An 18,256-nucleotide genomic window follows, 5' to 3' on the forward strand; every position below is an offset into this window, starting at 1 on the left:
CTCATGCCCGGCTTTCTCTTCAAAGGCTGGGAGTTTGATCTGGCGGTCAGGTATCTACGAACGAAACGAAAGAATGGCGGCATAGCGCTTATCGCCATCCTGTCCTATGTCGGGGTGGCCCTCGCTGTTACGGCGCTGATCGCGGTCATGTCGGTGATGAATGGTTTCCAGGGCGAAATCATGGGCCGTTTCCTCGTATTCAACAGTCACGCTGATATCACAGGACCGGCGATCAATAACAGTGGGCGTGATATACTGCTTGCTCGTATCAGAACTGTGCCGGGTGTTATGGATGCGGCACCCTATGTCGAGTCATCGGCACTCGCAGAAAGCTCGCTCACTGGTGTGCCAGTTTTTATCCGCGGTGGCGAGGCCGAAAGCCTGAAAAGCGCTGGCATTGGCGGGGACCTGATCGCCGGTTCGCTGGATGATTATATGAATGACAGCGTTCTGATTGGTGAGGGTGTGGCGGACAGCCTTGGGCTTAGGGCTGGCGACCAGATCGTGTTGACGGTGGCAGGCGGCCAGTCCGATGCGTTGGCGGCCGTGCGCCGGCCGTATACCGTAGCAGGTGTCTTCAGCTCTAAAGTCGCCAAGATAGACCAGACCTATATCTACATGCCGTTGCCCGAAGCACAGGACTTGCTGGGGAAGGGCAACAGATGGGATGTGATCGAAATCCGTGTGCGCAGTCCTTATCATATCGAGCGTTTCGCGCCGCGTTTGAAAGCGGCTGCAGGTAAGTCCGCCAGGATCGAAGACTGGAAACATCGTGACAGCGTCGTCTGGGGTGCCCTGAAATTTGAAGCGGCTGCCATGCGGGCCATTCTGTTTTTTGTCACCGTCATCGCCGCTATGAATATCGTCTCGGGCATTGTGATGCTGGTCAAAAACAAGGCGCGTGATATCGCAATTCTGCGCACCATCGGCGCTGGCAAGGGAGCTGTTACGCGGATATTCTTGCTGGCGGGTGTCCTGGTTGGCGGCGCCGGTACGCTTACCGGGCTTGTAGCAGGTGCGACCATCGTTACCTTTATCTATCCGTTGCAACGGGGCCTGGAGACGTTATTTCATTTCAGCTTTGCTATGGGCGGCATGGCCTATCTCCCGGCCAGTTTGCATATCGGTGAAACCCTGGCAGTTATCCTAGGCGCCTTCGTGGCGACCAGTCTTTGTACTTTGATCCCGGCTTTGGCGGCTGCGCGCCTGGAACCGGTGGATGCGCTACGTTACGAATAGCGCGCATTTGTAGTCATGCTTTTAAAGTGGCTATTTGAGCGTTTTTCGCTATAAGGCGGCCATGCCTTTAAAAATAGCCATTGTCGGCCGGCCTAATGTCGGCAAATCGACCCTGTTTAACCGCCTCGCGGGCAAGAAGCTGGCCATTGTGGATGACCAGCCCGGTGTCACCCGTGACCGCCGCTACGCCACCGGCCGCATCGGTGACATTGACCTCGAACTCATCGATACCGCCGGTTTTGAAGACCTGAGCGACCATTCTCTGGAAGCCCGGATGCGGATTCAGACTGAACGCGGCATCGAAGAGGCTGATGTTGCCTTTTTCGTGGTCGATGCCCGCGAAGGCGTGACGCCGCTCGATCGTATCTTCGCCGATATCCTGCGGAAGAAAGACAAGCCGGTCGTCATGATCGCCAACAAGGCCGAGGGGCACCAGGCGGCGGCCACCGCCGAGGAGGCGCGCGTTCTTGGCTTCGGCGAGCCAATCCACCTTTCGGCCGAACACGGCGAAGGCATGTCCGAACTCTACGAAGCCACTGAAAAGTACCGCCAGATGTTTGAAGGCGACTTCATGGAGGCCGACGATGAGGCAGAAGATGAGGACACCAAGCCGATCCGCATCGCCATTATCGGTCGTCCGAATGCTGGTAAATCGACCCTGATCAACAAGCTGCTGGGCGAGGATCGCCTGCTGACTGGCCCCGAAGCCGGCATTACCCGCGATTCCATCTCGGTGGACTGGGAATATGAAGGTCGCACCATTCGCCTGGTTGATACGGCCGGCCTGCGCCGCAAGGCGCGGGTACAGGAAAAGCTGGAAAAACTGTCCACCAGCGATACCATCCGGGCCATTACCTTTGCCGAGGTCGTGGTTCTGGTGATGGACGAGGCCAATGCCTTTGAGGTGCAGGATCTGCAAATCGCCGATCTGGTCGAGCGCGAAGGCCGCGCACTGGTCTATGCCGTATCCAAGTGGGATCTGGTCGAAAATCCGCAGTCACGGCTGAATGAAATTGTGGAAATATCCGAGCGTATGTTGCCGCAACTGCGTGGCGCGCCTTTGGTGACGCTTTCCGGCGCCACTGGCCGGGGGCTGGAACGCCTGATGCCGGCCGTGCTCAAGACCTATCGCAACTGGTCGGCCAAGATAAAGACGCGCGATCTCAATGACTGGCTGGCCCTGGCCATCCAGCGCCATCCGCCGCCCGCCGTCAGCGGCAAGCGCATCAAGCCGAAATATATGGCCCAGACCAAGGGGCGGCCGCCCACATTTGTGCTGTTCGCGGCCCGCGCCTACGCCATGCCGAATCACTATACGCGCTATCTTATCAATAGTTTGCGCAGATCTTTTGATATGCCGGGTGTGCCGATCCGTCTGACAGTCAAGGCCAATTCGACCACCAATCCCTATGACGAAGGGGCTGCGTCCGAAACCTCAGGCCCGCCGCGCGTTCGCTCCAAACCGAAGTCCAAACCGGGAGAAAAGCCGGCGCACCCGAACCGCGTCCGCCAGAAGCCGAAAGGGGCGCCGCCGCCCAAGCCCAAGGTTGTGGTCAAGGACCGGACCGAGGTCAGCAAGGCCAAGGCGGTAAAGGCTAAGGCCATGGGCCCGAGCACCAAGCCTGGCGCGGCAGGACCGGGCGGCCGTTCCAAGGTCAGGCCAAAGCAATAAAAAAAAGCGCCCCGGATAGCCGGGGCGTTTTTTATTCAGAGCTTCTCCAGAACGCGTGCCAGTTTGGTCAGCATGGCATCGATATCATCTATGGTGACATCGAGCGGCGGACGGAAGCGAATGCTGTCGGTGCCAGCACCAAGCAGCAGCAGGTTTTCCGTTTCCAGCGCCAGATCGACCAGACGGCCCTTGTTGCGCCGGTCATTGACCGTAAAGCCCTGATAGAGGCCAAGTCCCCGCACATTGCTGATCAGGTCGGGGAAACGATCCACCAGTTGATTGAGGCGGTCGAACAGGCAGCTGCCCTTGGCCGTCACCTGGTCCAGCAGCCCTTCGTCCTCGACGATCCGCCATTCCTGCACAAAACGCACCATGTCCGCGAGCGTTCCGCCCCAGGTGGAATCGAGCACACCGACATCTTCCATCGGGTTCAGCATGTAGACGGCGCCATTACCGAACTTCTTGGCGACCGCAATGGCCTGCGGCGGATAGGGAACGTCGAACAGATCGATGGAAAAGATAGCGCCGGTCTGGCCGCCTGAGGTCTGTACTTCATCCAGTCCCCAGCCGATATCATAGTCGTGACAGAGCCTGGACAGGCCCTGATAGAAGCGCGGTAGGGCCAGGCGATGGCCGCCGGCACCTTGCAGTGGCTCCAGGATAACACCGGCGATTTCATCCGGATGATCACGCATGAAGGCTTCGATCAGGCTCAGGCAGCGATCGACTTCCAGCTCATTTTCGGCATTCGACCGGCGGGCGTCATATTCCGGAAACGGTACCTGAAGATTGCCGTGAATGATGCCGCGAAAATCCCTGGTCGCCACCGGATCGTGAGTCAGATTGGTAATGTTAAGGGCAAAAACCGTACGCCCATGAAAGGCTTGCTCGAAATAGATGAAGCGATGGTTGAGGACCGTCCTGCCCTTGGCCTGCTGTTTATGATTGTGCAGGTTGATGAGATATTTCATCATGTTTTCGACGGCCTCGGCCCCCGAATTGACGGCATAGACCTCGACATGCTGGTCGCGCATACAGATGGGCGCCAGGCGATGGAGCAGGCGGTAATAGGCTAGGCATTGCGGGGTCAGGAAATCCGGATTTGCCATTTTGTTATTGGCGGCCAGAACCAGTTCGCGGACATAGTCAGGCTCGAACAGGCGCGGGTGATTATAGCCCAGAAGCTTAGAGCCATAGAGGCCGCACCAGTCAGTGATACGATCGCCATCCACTGTAGCCAGAGTCATACCCTGACTATGGGCAAGATCGACCACGAAGGGGTAAGGCTCGGCAATGACATACTTGCCGAGTTCCTCGAGCATGGAAGCGCTTTGCGCTTTGGGATAGGCGGGGGGCGTATGAGTGTTCATTTTGCCATTCTGAACCGATTTTTGGCAAAATGGAAGTTAATTTATGCAAAATGATCGCCAATTAAATCAAAATGACGGCGCTCAGGCGTATTGCGCGGCCTTGAGTTTCCAGTCAGGAAAACTGACCGTTTCAAGCGGCGGCACCCTTTCGGGATCGGCCAGTTCTAGGATAAGCGGAGCGATTTCCGCTGGCAGCGGCAGGGTTTCCGGATCTTCACCCGGATAGGCGGCAGCACGCATACGGGTGCGCATGGCGCCGGGCGACACAATGGCGGCGCGGACAGGGGTGATCTCGATTTCGTCGGCCCAGGCGCGGACCAGGGTTTCCATGGCGGCCTTGGTGGCGCCATAGGGGCCCCAGAAGGCTCGGCCTGTAGTCACGCTGGCACCGGTGGTCAGGAAAATGGCGCGGCCGGCGCTGGACTGGCGCAAAAGCGGCTCCAGGGCGCGCAGCAAACGCCAGGTGGCGCCGAGATTAACGGCGACGACCTTGTCGAAATCCTTAGGTTCGTGGTGCGTGACCGGACTGAGTGTACCCGAAATTGCGGCGGCATGGACCAGAACATCGATGCGGCCAAAGCGTTCGAACAAAACGAAACTCAGGCGATCAAAGGCATCGCTGTCGGTGATATCGAACGGAATAAGGGTGGCGTGCTGGCCGGTGGCAGCGAAGACTTCGTCATCCAGCTCTTCCAGCGCCGCCTTTGAACGTCCGCAGGCGATGACCTGAGCACCGGCCTTGGCAAGGGCCAGGGCGCAGGCACGGCCAATCCCCCTTGAAGCGCCGGTGACAAGGGCGATACGGCCGATCTGTGCGGTCATCTGAAGTCCTGTATTCTAGTAGCTGTTGGCGAGCAGCGAAAGCTGGGCACCGGCGTTTTCACCCTCGGCCTCAACCTCACGATCGGTCAGTCGCGTAGGGTATTCACCGGTGAAATAGTGGTCGGTGAACTGCGGATTGGCATTGTCGCGGCCGCTATGTCCCATCGCCTTGTAGAGACCGTCGACAGAGAGGAAGCCTAAGGAATCGCATTCCAGCCTCTGGCGCATCTCTTCCAGGGTGTGGTTAGCGGCCAGCAGTTTCTCGCGGTCCGGCATATCGATGCCGTAGAAGTCCGGCCACATGATCGGCGGCGAGGCCGAGCGCAGGTGAACTTCCTTGGCGCCGGCGGCGCGGACCATGCGGACGATCTTGACCGAAGTGGTGCCGCGCACGATCGAGTCATCGATCAGGATGACCTTCTTGCCTTCGAGCACGATGCGGTTGGGGGCGTGCTTCTTGCGGACGCCCAGATCGCGGATGCCCTGGGTCGGCTGGATAAAGGTACGACCGACATAGTGATTGCGGATAATACCCAGTTCGAACGGCAGGCCGGATTGTTCGGCGAAGCCAAGCGCAGCCGGCACACCGGAATCCGGCACGGGCACGACGATATCGGCATCGGCCGGATGCTCTATTGCCAGTTGGCGGCCCATGCGCTTGCGCACGTCATAGATGGACTTGCCATTTACGATGCTGTCCGGGCGGGCGAAATAGATATATTCGAACAGACACGGACGGGCGGACTTCTGACCGAAGGGTTTGAAGGAGGTCAGGCCGGTTTCGTCGATCTGGACCACTTCGCCATGCTCAACATCGCGCACGAAGGTGGCGCCGATCATATCAAGCGCACAGGTCTCCGAGGCAAAAACATAGGACTCGCCCAGCTTGCCGATAACCAGCGGCCGGATGCCGAGCGGATCACGAGCGCCGATCATCATATTGCGCGTCAGGGCCACCAGGGCGAAACCGCCTTCGATATGACGCAGAGCGTCCATGAAGCGATCGATGATCTTGATCGAACGCGAACGGGCAATCAGATGCAAAATGACCTCCGAATCGGAGGTCGACTGGAAGATGGACCCTTCGCTGACCAGTTTGGTGCGCAGGTGCATGAAATTGGTGAGGTTGCCATTATGGGCGAGGGCGATGCCGCCGTCATCCAGATCGGCGAACATCGGCTGGACGTTGCGGATGAATGCACCGCCGGCGGTTGAATAACGGGTATGGCCGATGGCCGAGCGGCCTTTCAGGCGGGCAACCACTTCGGGCTGGGTAAAGACATCGCCGACCAGGCCATGTTCGCGTTCGGTATAGAAGCGCTTGCCGTCACAGGAGGCGATGCCGCACGCTTCCTCGCCGCGATGCTGGAGGGCGTGCATACCGAGGACGGTAATGGCGCTGGCGTCATCTATGCCAAAGACGCCAAATACCCCGCATTCAAGGCGGGGGCGGTCATCGTCGGAGTCACGCTGGTGGGCTTGGGGATCGGTGAGAGCAGACAGTTCAGGCTGAGACAACAGCATGGAATCTCTTTTCTAAAACGCAGTGACCGTCCGCACGGGGAGACCGGAGGGTCAGGTTACTGATTGTCCTCGACCACCTTGTTGGCCACACCCGTACTTGCCGGAATGAAGGCCTGGATGATCTTGGCGCATTTGACGCTAAGTGGGTAAACCTTGGCGGCGCGAAACCAGTGAGGTTGCCGGTCAATAGGCGTCACCGCGGAAAAAATCAAATGGAATACGCCCAAAACCACCAGTGTACGGAAGATTCCAATGCCGATGCCCAGAACGCGGTCGAAGGTATTCAGAGCCTTTTGTTTCTGGATCTTCTCCGAAAGGGCGTGACCCAGATAACGGATGCCGAAATAGATCAAAAGGAAGATGACAAAGGCGGCGATATAGCCGGTGATGGTGTCGAGGTGGAAACTGTTGGCGATAAAGGGCTTGGCGATAACAGAGACAAACAGCGCCAGGAAGAAGGAAATCAGGTTGACCAGTTCCTTGGTGCCGCCACGCACAAAGCCTGCGACGCATGATATGGCGAGAATGGCCAGAAAGATGAGATCGTAGGCTTGCATGTTATCCCCCATATGTGATGGCGCCGGCCATTTTCCAGTCCTGAAGCGTTTTTATTGAGGACTGAGCGGGCCACGACGTCTGGGCGTAGTCATACCATTTGCGCACAGGCTTAACAACAAGGGTTAACTGGCAGGCGTGCTAGCCCTGTGGGAACAGGCTGGTGACGGCATCGACCAGGGTGGTGAAGCCGCGCACCTGCAAGGGCGCGTTTTCGGCGGCCGTTTGAGCGGTGACAGCGCTGGAAAATCCGAGCTTAAGCGCCTCTTTCAGACGGCCTTCGGCGCGGGAGACCGAGCGGATGTCGCCGGAAAGGCTGATCTCGCCAAAGACTACGCAATCGCGCGGCAAAGGTACGTCGGTCAGGGCGGATACCAGGGCCAGCGCTGCGCACAGATCGCCGGCGGGTTCGGAAATGCGCAGGCCGCCGGCGACATTGAGATAGACGTCCTTCTGGCCGAAACCTATCCCGCAGCGCGCTTCCAGAACGGCCAGGATCATGGCCAGACGGCCTGAGTCCCAGCCGACCACAGCTCGGCGCGGGGTGCCATAGGCAGAAGGCGCCACCAGGGCCTGAACCTCGACCAGCACCGGGCGCGAGCCTTCGATGCCGGCGAAGACCGCCGATCCGGACGCGCGTTCATGGCCGTCGCCCAGGAACAAGGCGGAAGGGTTAGGCACTTCGCGCAAGCCGGAATCGCCCATTTCAAACACGCCGATCTCGTCGGTGGCGCCAAATCGGTTCTTGGTGCCGCGCAGGATACGGAAGGGATAGCCGCGTTCTCCTTCAAATGACAGGACCGCATCGACCATATGCTCGACCACACGCGGGCCGGCGATCTGACCTTCCTTGGTGACATGGCCGACCATGATGATGGAGGTGGATTGTTTCTTGGCCAGTCGCACCAGTTCACCGGCGCAGGCGCGTACCTGTGACACCGATCCTTGCGCCGCCTCGACGGCGTCAGACCACAGGGTCTGGATGGAATCGATGATGACGAGGTCGAACTTTTCGCGTTTCAAGGCTTCCAAGATGGTGCGCAGGGCGGTTTCGGCGGCGAGATCGACCGGCGCCTTGGCCAGCCCCATCCGTCCAGCGCGGCCGCGTATCTGCTCGACGGCCTCTTCACCGGAAATATAGGCGACTTTCAGGTTCTTTAGTGCGGCACTGGCGACCACCTGTAGCAGCAGGGTCGATTTGCCGACGCCGGGGTCACCGGCGATCAGGATGGCTGAGCCCGGCACCACGCCGCCGCCACATACCCGATCAAATTCATCGATACCCGTCACCATGCGAACGGGAATTGCATCCTCGCTCTCAAGAGTCTCGAATTGCAGCTTGTTCAGACGAGAGATTTTGCCAGGCGATTCCGGTTTAAGTCCGCCGGGTGGCGCACTATAAGTCTCCTGAACGAGAGTGTTCCACTGGCCGCAGCCGCCGCACTGTCCGGCCCACTTGTTATGGACATTGCCGCAGGACTGACAGACATAGATAGCGGAATCGCGGGCCATGACACACTCATATGAAGTTATTTGTTCTTCGTATGTTCCGTTTTCGCAGTGGTGTCAAGGACCGGTTATTCGTAATTGCTCTCATACAGATGGCTGTTGGCCAGATTGCCGAAACGCACGGTATTAGCGTCGAACGACACGCGGACAGTGCCGATGGGGCCGTGACGCTGCTTGCCGATAATGACCTCGGCCATGTTGCGGCAGCGGTCCATGTCTTCCTGCCAGGTCAGGTGCTCGGGCGTGCCTTCGCGCGGTTCGGCTCGGCCTAGATAGTAGCTTTCCCGGTAGACGAACATGACGATATCGGCGTCCTGTTCGATCGAGCCGGATCTGCGCAGGTCGGAAAGCTGCGGGCGCTTGTCATCGCGGCTTTCCACGGTACGGGAAAGCTGGGACAGGGCGATGACCGGAATGGCCAGTTCCTTGGCGAGGGTCTTGAGGCCCATGGTGATGGTCGAGACTTCCTGCACGCGGTTCATATTGGCGCCGGCGTCGCCGATGGTGACAAGCTGGAGGTAGTCGACCATCAGGCAGTCGAGACCGGCCGTGCGTTTCAAACGGCGGGCGCGGGCCGTCAGCTTGGCCAGGGTAATGCCGCCGGTGTCGTCGATATAGAGCGGGGCGGCGCTGATCTCCATCGCCGCTTCCTTGATCTGCATAAACTCACCAGGCGTGATTTCGCCTTTGCGGATCTTGTCTGACGGCACGCTGGAGGCATCGGACAGCAGACGGCCAGCCAACTGATCGGCCGACATTTCGAGTGAGTAGAAGGCGACGATACCGCCGCGCACGGTCTTGCGGGTGCCATCGGGTTGCGGTTCGTAGGCATAGTTCTTGGCGATATTCATCGCAATATTGGTCGCCAGCGCCGTTTTCCCCATTGAGGGGCGGCCGGCCAGGATGATCAGGTCGGACTTGTGCAGGCCGCCGATCTGCTTGTCGAGGTCGGTCAGACCTGTGGATATGCCGGCCAGGCCGCCATCGCGGTGGAAGGCTTCCTCGGCGTGGTTCAACGCGCCGGCGACCGCGTCCGAAAAGCTGACAAAGCCGGTGGATGAGCTGCCGGTTTCGGCCATGGAAAAGAGCTGCGATTCCGCCGCTTCGATCTGTTCGCGGGCGTCCTGCTCACCCACCGCCGCCTTGGCGATTTCACCGCCCAGGCGGATCAGGTCGCGGCGCAGGGCCAGGTCATAAATGACGCGGGCATAGTCTGAGGCATTGGCAGCCGGCGGTGCACGATCGACGAGATCGGCGAAATAACGGATGCCGCCGAGATCCTGGAATGCCTGATCCGCCTTGAACTTGTCGAGCAAAACGATTGGTTCCGCCAGATGGCCGATGCGGATCTGCTCTTCAATCACCGCGAACAGGCGCTGGTGGAAGGGCTCATAGAAATGACGCGGCTGAAGACCATCATACAGTCGCTCATAGGCGCCGTTATCAAACAGCAGACAGCCGAGGAGGGCCTGTTCCGCTTCCAGATTATGCGGAATGGTCGAAGGCGTTTCAGGGGCGGTGTGAAGCGGGGGGAGGGTGTCGGGCATGGCGGCGGTCATAGAGTCAGGTTACGGCATGTGCAAGCCGTGTCATCCGGTTAATTTTTGTGTCCACTTAAGGCCAATTCACAGCCTGTGAAGTCTGGGGATAGAATCTGCCGAGCATAACATGAAAAACCCCTCGCAGGCGAACCGGCGAGGGGCGTTTTTTGGCCACGAAAGTCACAACACACGCTGTCATGATTCCGGGTGAAGGGCCTGTGGCCCTTCTACCAAGTTTGGCTGAGCTTGGCGTAAAGGTAACGACCATTGAAGCCAAAGGGCGAGAAGCGGGTGAAGGAGAGGGCGCCGACACCGTTGCCGCTGGTGATGTTCAGATTGGCCGGGGTCGCGTCCGGGTATTCGTCGAACAGATTATCCGCGCCGAGCGTGATCGTCGTGCCCGTGCCAAAGCGATAGCTGGCCGACAGGTCAACGAGGGTATGGTCGCCGCTGTGAATATCATTGGCCTGAACCGAGGCCGGGTCAATCACATCGCCGTAATAGGTGGCGCGGCCATTGACGGTCCAGTTGCCGGCATTCCAGTCCACGCCCACCGTGGCCTTATCCTCAGGCGAGGAGTTGGTCAGGATGACCTGGCGAACACGGGCGAAAAGCACCGGCTGAGGATCGAGGGGGGAGTTATTCAGCGGGTTCAGGCTGTCGATCTCGGTCTCGTTGTGGTTATAGGCCAGCGAGAAGTTGAAGCGGCCGAAATCGGTCGGCAGGCGATAATTGGCCACCAGGTCGACGCCGTTGGTTGTGGTGTCGGCGCCGTTGATGAAGAAACGCGCCGCGGACACGCCATAGGGGGCCAGCAGATCCGCAACCTGGGTGGAGAAGGTGCGGGAAATGTTTTCGGACAGCAGGATGCGGTCCTCGATCTTAATGCTGTAGGCATCGAGCGTCACTTCAAACGGACCGCGCTTCCAGACGCCGCCCAGGGTATAGCTGGTCGATTTTTCCGGGTTGAGCGGTTCGGCGCCGAGGGCCGTAGCAACGGCGCTGGTGGCCGGGAAGGTGCCGGTTTCGACGATCTTGCCGACGCTGCCGCTGGTATCGAGTACACTGGCGGTAGAGGTGAAATACTGCTGGGCCAGGGACGGCGCGCGGAAGCCGGTTGAGACCGAGCCGCGCAGGGCGAAGCTGTCTGTCAGCTTGTAACGGGCCGCCAACTTGCCGGAGACATTGTCGCCGAAATCGGAATAGTTCTCGGCGCGGATGGCGGCATCGAAGCTGAAGCGGTCGGTGATATCAGCCGCGACATCGGCATAGACACCGACATTGTTGCGATCGACATCTACGACATTGCTGGGCTGGAAGCCGCTGAAGCCCTGAGCGCCGGCGGACTTGGTCGTGTCGGAACCGAGGGCGTAGGAGGCGACATCTCCGGCCTTGATAGCGTATTTTTCCTGACGGGCTTCGAGGCCGAGCGCCAGGGTGAGCGGGCTGGCCCAGCCAGATACTGCGAACGGACGGCTGATATCGGCGTTGAAGACGGTCTGATCATACTTCATCTGGCCGTCATAGAAATCACGTGGCGAGGCGGCACCATAGGACGGGTTGACGCTGTTCAGCGTGTAATAGTCGAGCTTATTGCCACCGGCGCTTAAGGAAAAATCGCTGGTCCATTCGCCGAGAGCGCCGCGCAGGCCGATTGTGGCTGAATAGTCTTTGGATTGCGCATTTATAATCGGCAGGAAGCCAAACGGATAGATTTCGGGAATGTTGCCGGACGCATTGGTGTGGCGGAAAAAGGCCGCGCTCTTGGAGTTGAGGTCCGAAGCGCTGGCATTGCCGTAAAGCGTCCAGTTGTCGTTCAGCGGCTTGCCGGCATTGACGAAGACGCTGGCGCTCAACTGGGCCGGATCACCATAGCGGCTGGTGACAACGGCCGGCGAGACGAGGCCGTCGATATCGCCGCGCGAGGTCGGGGCGCGGTGGCGGGTTTCGGCGGAGATGGTCAGGAAGCCGTCGGAACCGAGCGGCAGGCCGACCCAACCGGAAACATTGGTGGTGGCGCCGTCGGAAGCATGACGCGAGGAATTGGCCGGGCTGACGTCGGTATCATATTCGCCGTAGGAAACACTGACACCGGCGCCATGATTAGCCTCGCGCAGATGCAGGTTTATCACGCCGGCGATGGCATCGGAGCCGTATTGCGCCGAGGCGCCGTCACGCAGGACTTCCAGGCGGTCGAGCGCGATTTCCGGGATGGCGTTGAGATCGACGGCGGATGACCCGCGGCCAGTCGAGCCGTTGACATTGACCAGCGCCGAAGTGTGGCGACGTTTGCCATCGACCAGAACCAGGGTCTGGTCGGGCGACAGGCCGCGCAAGCTTGCGGGGCGGACGTTATCAGTGCCGTCGACACCAGCCGGGCGCGGGAAATTCAGGCTGGGAGCCACGCGGGAAAGGCCCTGCGCCAGTTCGGTCGAGCCCTGGGTTTGCAGGCTTTGCGCGGTGACGACATCGACGGGCGCCAGGGTGTCGAGGCGTGAGCGGCGGCTGGCGCGCTGGCCGGTAACGACGATTTCGGTGGGCTGTTCATCGGCCGCCGGCGCGGCTTGATTGGTATCCTGCGCGAAGGCGGCGGGCGCAAAACCGGCCGACAGGCTAAGGACAAGGGCGGTTGTCAGATAGAGACGTGAAGTGGACATGCGTAGGCTCCATTAATTTCGGTTCGGGTTCGTCTTTAAGGCGATTTTCCGACTCGTGCGGTTGTGCTGAGCCACAATTGGTCGCATTGCTGTCATATTTAAAGAGGGAGCGCCGCAATGAATTCTTCTAAATTGCGTTAGAAAAACTATTCATAAATTCTGCACGGAACTCGAAATTTAGTTAAAACTATTTATTATTCAATTTATTGTGCTTGTTTCGTGTGTCGAGCGAGTGTGCTGCGCTCTTCTGAATTTGTGAGCGCACTCCTTATATTGTAACCATTCGTGACATCGGTGCTGGTCTGTCACAATTCGCATAACGGGTGTAGAGTGCCGGCAAGGCGTTCAAAAACGCATTCATGGGAGGCTGATTTATGAAGCAAATCAATTTGCTGCGCCTGATATTGGGCGGGCTCGTATCCGGGATTATCATCTATGTCATCGAGGCGGTCACCAATGCGGTCATATTGGGGAAGGACTGGCAAATGTGGGGCGCCGTCGCCAAAACCGTTTTCCCGATGCCGTCAGAGAGCGTGTCGCTTGTACACTGGGCTTTGCAGGCTTTGGTCGCGGGTATAGCCGGCACCTATATCTATGCCGGTATCCGGACATGGGCAGGCGCCAATCTGCGCGCCGCATGGGTATCAGGTCTACTTATCTGGGCCGTGGGCTGGCTGGGCATGAGTTTCGACAAGATGGCGATGGGAATCGAGCCAGCCAGAATGGTGCATTACAATGTGCTTGCGGCACTGATCGCCTGTTTGCTGGGGCAGGTGGCGGCAAGTTATGTCTACAAGGACAAGCCGTGATAAAAAAACCTCCGGAAGCCTTGGCTTCCGGAGGTTTTAAACTTTGAATTCGACAGGCCGAAGCCCGATGAATTACGCGGTTTGCAGGTTGGCAGCCGAGGTCTTGCCCTTTTCAGTGACCAGCTCGTAGCTGATCTTCTGATTTTCGTTCAGGGTGCGCAGACCGGCGCGCTCAACGGCCGAGATGTGAACGAACACGTCCGCACCGCCGGTGTCGGGCTGAATGAAACCAAAACCTTTTGTGGGGTTGAACCACTTAACCGTACCCGTAGCCATGATGGCCTCCGTTTATTGTAACGCACCTTCGTGCATGAAGTACGCATGGAATTACGCGAACTTTAAAATCCGAAAAGAGTGCGTCTTGGAAGCCTTGTGGGCGGTCGTGCAAGTCAAACCTTAATCTCGAATGCAGTGACCATACCTGTTTTCCAAGGAATAGCAAGACGGATCAGTCGGTTGCAGTAAACAGGCTGTGACAGGGATATAGAAAAGCCTTCGGAAGCGAGGCTTCCGAAGGCTAAATAGTCAACGCTTAGAAGCGATTAAGCTTCGTAAGGCGCGTTCTGCATGGCTTCGCCGGCGCCGCCTTCGAGCATATCGGCCGCGGCTTCTTCAGCAGCGACACGATCTTCTTCGAATTGCGAGGCGATGACATTTTCGCCGGAAGCCTGACGTTCAGCTTCATCAGCCGAGCGGGCCACGTTGACCGTGAGGGTCAGCGAGACTTCCGCGTGCAGGCGCACAGTGATGACGTGCAGGCCGAGGGTCTTGATCGGCGTATTCAGAACGATCTGGTTACGCTCAACCTTGCCGCCGGCTTCAGCAACGGCTTCGGACACGTCACGGGCGTTGACCGAACCGTAGAGCTGGCCGCTGTCACCCGCCTGGCGGATGATGACATAGGTCGTGCCGTCGAGTTCCGAGGCCGACTTTTCAGCGGCGGCCTTGTTGGCGGCGTTACGGGCGACGATCTGTTCCTTCTGGGCCTCGAAGACCTTCAGGTTGGCAGCCGTGGCGCGCAGGGCCTTGTGGCGGGGCAGGAGGAAGTTACGGGCAAAGCCGTCCTTCACACCAACCACGTCACCGATGGTGCCGAGGTTTTCGACACGTTCAAGCAAAACAACTTTCATGATCTCTGCTCCTTACTTCACAACGTAGGGCAGCAGGGCCAGGAAACGGGCGCGCTTGATGGCCTTGGCCAGTTCGCGTTGCTTCTTCTGGCTGACGGCCGTGATGCGCGAGGGGACGATCTTGCCGCGTTCCGAGATGTAACGTTGCAGGAGCTTGACGTCCTTGTAGTCGATCTTCGGGGCGTTGGCGCCGGAGAACGGGCACACCTTACGGCGGCGGAAGAAAGGACGGCGGGCGGGACCGTTGCCGACAGGCGCGCCGGGAGCGGTGGAGGCGATTGCGTCTTCAGACATCTGGTGCTCCCTTATTCTGCGAAGTCAGGCGTGCGTTCGGCACGGTCGGAGCGATCCGAGCGTTCCGGACGGTCACGGCGCGACAGGACGGGCGACAGTTCGAGGTCGAGCTCTTCGACGCGAACGGTCAGGAAACGGATGACGTCTTCGTTGATCGAGAGCTGGCGTTCCATTTCCTTCACGGCCGGGGCCGGGGCGTCGATGGCGAGCAGCGAATAGTGAGCCTTGCGGTTCTTCTTGACACGATAGGTCAGGTTGCGCAGACCCCAGTATTCGATCTTGGCGATGTGACCACCGCCTTCTTCGATCAGGTGCTTGATGGTGTCGTTAAGAGCTTCCGCCTGTTGCGGCGAAATATCTTGCCGTGCGAGCACGGTGTGTTCGTAAAAGGGCATGTTTATCCTCTTCCGTTGCTCCGGGTGGCGCCTTGAACCAGCGGAAGGTCTGGTCAGGACGATGGATCGGACATGACACGATGTCAGCCGACCACCCGGAAGGGAGCGCCCTCATAGATGAGGAACGCTCAAAAGGCAAGAGTTGTTTAGTTTTGCGCTCAATTGCCGGGCGGTCTGCACCTTATTTTCCGGCGTCGACTGCCTGCAAAAGCGTGCTTACATGGGTGGAGGCGTCGCCGCTGTCATGGACGAAGGCAATCTTCCCATCCGTGCCGACGACATAGGAAATGCGGTTGGACATGTTCATGGTGCCCATCTGCGCATCATAGGCTTTCGTGACCACGGCCTTGGTGTCGGCACCAACCGGGAACTTGCCCTGGCAGACTTCCTTGGAAAACTTTTGCAGTGTGCCGATCTCATCCGTGGAGACGCCGACGACGGTTACATGCTTCGCCTCGAACTTCGGAATGGCTTCGGAAAACTGGTGCGCTTCCAGCGAACACCCGCCGGTAAAGGCTTTTGGATAGAAATAAACCACGACAGGGCCGGATTTGAGGGCGTCCTGCAGTGAGAATGTGCTGACGACGCCATTGGTGGCGACCGGAATGCTGAAGCCCGGCGCCTTGTCGCCAACCTTGAGGGCGGCGAAGGCCGGGGAAGCGAGCAGGGTGGCTGTAGCGACGGCGGTCAGGCCGAGAGTTATTTTCTTCATGAGCGTATCTCCTGTTTTAGTGACGCTATGCCTTATACGGTGGCCTGGCAAGATCGGTTACCGGCGAAGGGTAATAACTAAAATTGTATCGGCACGCTTGCTCTGAAGGTCGCATTGTCCTAACGGAGTCGCCGGTTAAATTCTGAGAGGCAAGCATCATGACACTGGCTTTTGTTTTTCCGGGGCAGGGGTCGCAAAGCATCGGCATGGGCGCGGAACTCTACGACACCTTTGCCGCAGCGCGTGAGGTGTTCGATGAGGTGGATGAGGCTCTTGGGCAGAAGCTTTTCGCCATCATGCGCGAAGGGTCCGAAGATCAACTGACCCTCACAGAAAATGCTCAACCGGCGATTATGGCGGTGTCGGTGGCTGTATCGCGCATCCTCGAAAAGGAATTTGGCGTTCCGTGTTCTGCCGCGAAATATATTGCCGGTCACTCACTTGGTGAGTATTCGGCCCATGCGGCGGCGGGCACCTTCTCGCTGGCTGATACGGCCCGCCTGCTCAAGCTGCGCGGCCAGGCCATGCAGCGCGCCACGCCGTTGGGCGTCGGCGCCATGGCGGCCCTGATCGGCAAGGCCGACCTGGAGCTGGCGGAAAAAGCCTGCGAGGCCGGCGCTGCCGCCGGCGTGGTGGTCATTGCCAATGACAATAATGCCGGGCAAATCGTCATTTCCGGCATGAAGCAGGCGGTTGAACTGGCGGTCGAAAAAGCAAAGGAACTGGGCGCCAAGGGCATGTTGCTCAATGTCTCGGCGCCGTTTCACTCGCCTTTGATGCAGCCTGCCGCCGAAGAAATGCGTGCGGCGCTGGCGAAAGTAGCCATCAATCAGCCGGTGTCCACCCTGGTGGCCAATGTCACGGCGCGCCCGATCGGTGGCAAGGATGAAATCGCCGATCTGCTGGTGCGCCAGGTGACCGGCCGGGTGCGCTGGCGGGAATCGGTGCAGTGGCTGGCAACCGAAGGCGGTGTCACGACCTTCGCCGAGTTGGGCGCAGGCAAGGTGCTGACGGGCATGAGCAAGCGGATTGCGCCTGAAGCCAATTCGGTGGCTCTGAACGGCGCGGCTGATTTCGAGGCTTTTGCGGCATCGCTCAAAGCTTGACTAAGACAATCTGCTTGATCCCTTACACGGTTTTCGCCTAAACGCGCCGCCATACATTGTTTCTGAGGAGCCGATTCATGTTCGACCTGACTGGAAAAACCGCCCTTGTTACCGGCGCGACCGGCGGCCTTGGCGCCGCCATCGCCCGCTCGCTTCATGCTCAGGGCGCGAAGGTCGTTCTGTCCGGCACACGCGAAAGCGTTCTGGCTGAACTGGCCGGCGAACTCGGTGCTATGAGACCTGAAAGTGCTTTCGTGACTGCCGCCAATCTGTCCGATGCGGCTCAGGTCGATGGCCTGGTCGCCAAGGCTGAAGAGGCGGCCGGTTCCGGCCTCGATATCCTGATCGCCAATGCCGGCATCACCCGTGACGGTCTGATCCTGCGCATGAAGGACGAGGACTGGGAAACCGTCATCAAGGTCAATCTCGAAGCCTATTTCCGTCTGGCGCGCGCCGCCACCAAGGGCATGATGAAGCGCCGTTACGGCCGCATCATCGGCATCACGTCCGTGGTTGGCGTCACCGGCAATCCGGGCCAGACCAACTATGCCGCCTCCAAGGCCGGCATGATTGGTTTTTCGAAGGCCCTTGCGCAGGAGGTTGCCAGCCGCAATATAACCGTGAACTGCATTGCTCCGGGCTTTATTGCCTCGCCCATGACGGACGAACTCAATGAGGCGCAAAAGGCCGCCATCCTGACTAAAATTCCGGCCGGCGCTTTGGGTGAAGGCAGTGACATCGCCGCGGCGGCCGTTTACCTGGCCAGCGCGGAAGCCGGCTATGTGACGGGTCAGACCCTGCACGTCAACGGCGGCATGGCGATGATCTGAATATAACGGGCGGGCAAAATGCGCATTAGATGTGTGTTTTGCCGCTCTTGCTTTGGCCGGTGTTTTTAAATGTCTTGAAACGCCGGTTTTA

17 protein-coding genes are annotated in these 18,256 nt (G+C 59.0%); 5 read left to right on the plus strand and 12 right to left on the minus strand.

Translation table 11 applies throughout. The annotated features are described in order from the left end of the window. Positions 1–3: 3 nt before the first annotated feature. Entirely contained in the window at positions 4–1,239 is a 1,236-nt protein-coding gene (locus NVV72_16895) for an ABC transporter permease (protein MCR6660923.1), read from the plus strand. A 61-nt stretch (positions 1,240–1,300) separates the two neighbouring features. Continuing rightward, positions 1,301–2,911 (plus strand): ribosome biogenesis GTPase Der, encoded by a 1,611-nt coding sequence (der, locus tag NVV72_16900; GenBank protein MCR6660924.1) that lies wholly within the window; start codon positions 1,301–1,303, stop codon positions 2,909–2,911. 35 nt (positions 2,912–2,946) lie between these two features. On the opposite strand, the gene NVV72_16905 is transcribed toward der, so the two are convergent. From NVV72_16905 to NVV72_16935, 7 genes are all read right to left on the minus strand, one after another. Continuing rightward, the gene (locus tag NVV72_16905; protein ID MCR6660925.1) at positions 2,947–4,281 is read right to left on the minus strand and encodes an aminotransferase class III-fold pyridoxal phosphate-dependent enzyme; all 1,335 of its coding nucleotides are present in this window, start codon (positions 4,279–4,281) and stop codon (positions 2,947–2,949) included. Positions 4,282–4,362: 81 nt separating this feature from the next. Continuing rightward, positions 4,363–5,103 (minus strand): SDR family NAD(P)-dependent oxidoreductase, encoded by a 741-nt coding sequence (locus tag NVV72_16910; protein MCR6660926.1) that lies wholly within the window; start codon positions 5,101–5,103, stop codon positions 4,363–4,365. A gap of 15 nt (positions 5,104–5,118) precedes the next feature. After that, a complete protein-coding gene (purF, locus tag NVV72_16915) occupies positions 5,119–6,627 on the minus strand; it encodes an amidophosphoribosyltransferase (protein ID MCR6660927.1) in 1,509 nt (502 codons plus the stop codon). Between the two features lie 56 nt (positions 6,628–6,683). After that, positions 6,684–7,184: a CvpA family protein gene (locus tag NVV72_16920; GenBank protein MCR6660928.1), complete on the minus strand. Its 501-nt coding sequence runs from the start codon at positions 7,182–7,184 to the stop codon at positions 6,684–6,686. Positions 7,185–7,323: 139 nt separating this feature from the next. After that, complete coding sequence (gene radA, locus NVV72_16925; GenBank protein ID MCR6660929.1) at positions 7,324–8,694, minus strand: DNA repair protein RadA; 1,371 nt, start codon at positions 8,692–8,694, stop codon at positions 7,324–7,326. 65 nt (positions 8,695–8,759) lie between these two features. Beyond that, the gene (locus NVV72_16930) at positions 8,760–10,238 is read right to left on the minus strand and encodes a replicative DNA helicase (protein MCR6660930.1); all 1,479 of its coding nucleotides are present in this window, start codon (positions 10,236–10,238) and stop codon (positions 8,760–8,762) included. Positions 10,239–10,459: 221 nt separating this feature from the next. Further along, the gene (locus NVV72_16935) at positions 10,460–12,889 is read right to left on the minus strand and encodes a TonB-dependent receptor (protein MCR6660931.1); all 2,430 of its coding nucleotides are present in this window, start codon (positions 12,887–12,889) and stop codon (positions 10,460–10,462) included. 374 nt (positions 12,890–13,263) lie between these two features. On the opposite strand from NVV72_16935, the gene NVV72_16940 reads away from it, so the two are divergent. Further along, positions 13,264–13,698 (plus strand): hypothetical protein, encoded by a 435-nt coding sequence (locus tag NVV72_16940; GenBank protein MCR6660932.1) that lies wholly within the window; start codon positions 13,264–13,266, stop codon positions 13,696–13,698. A gap of 72 nt (positions 13,699–13,770) precedes the next feature. Here NVV72_16940 and NVV72_16945 read toward each other — a convergent pair whose 3' ends face one another. The 5 genes from NVV72_16945 to NVV72_16965 form a co-directional block, all read right to left on the minus strand. After that, on the minus strand, positions 13,771–13,974 hold the full coding sequence (locus NVV72_16945) for a cold-shock protein (protein ID MCR6660933.1): 204 nt from the start codon (positions 13,972–13,974) through the stop codon (positions 13,771–13,773). A 266-nt stretch (positions 13,975–14,240) separates the two neighbouring features. After that, positions 14,241–14,828: a 50S ribosomal protein L9 gene (rplI, locus tag NVV72_16950; protein MCR6660934.1), complete on the minus strand. Its 588-nt coding sequence runs from the start codon at positions 14,826–14,828 to the stop codon at positions 14,241–14,243. Positions 14,829–14,840: 12 nt separating this feature from the next. After that, complete coding sequence (gene rpsR / locus NVV72_16955; GenBank protein MCR6660935.1) at positions 14,841–15,122, minus strand: 30S ribosomal protein S18; 282 nt, start codon at positions 15,120–15,122, stop codon at positions 14,841–14,843. A gap of 11 nt (positions 15,123–15,133) precedes the next feature. Then, a complete protein-coding gene (rpsF, locus tag NVV72_16960; GenBank protein MCR6660936.1) occupies positions 15,134–15,517 on the minus strand; it encodes a 30S ribosomal protein S6 in 384 nt (127 codons plus the stop codon). 181 nt (positions 15,518–15,698) lie between these two features. Next, positions 15,699–16,229, minus strand: coding sequence for a redoxin domain-containing protein (locus tag NVV72_16965; GenBank protein MCR6660937.1), 531 nt, complete (start codon positions 16,227–16,229; stop codon positions 15,699–15,701). Between the two features lie 158 nt (positions 16,230–16,387). Between NVV72_16965 and fabD the strand changes: the two genes are divergently transcribed. After that, on the plus strand, positions 16,388–17,335 hold the full coding sequence (fabD, locus tag NVV72_16970; GenBank protein MCR6660938.1) for an ACP S-malonyltransferase: 948 nt from the start codon (positions 16,388–16,390) through the stop codon (positions 17,333–17,335). A 77-nt stretch (positions 17,336–17,412) separates the two neighbouring features. Continuing rightward, complete coding sequence (gene fabG / locus NVV72_16975) at positions 17,413–18,165, plus strand: 3-oxoacyl-[acyl-carrier-protein] reductase (GenBank protein ID MCR6660939.1); 753 nt, start codon at positions 17,413–17,415, stop codon at positions 18,163–18,165. Positions 18,166–18,256 lie beyond the last annotated feature (91 nt).

The organism is Asticcacaulis sp., assembly GCA_024707255.1.
GTDB lineage: Bacteria > Pseudomonadota > Alphaproteobacteria > Caulobacterales > Caulobacteraceae > Asticcacaulis.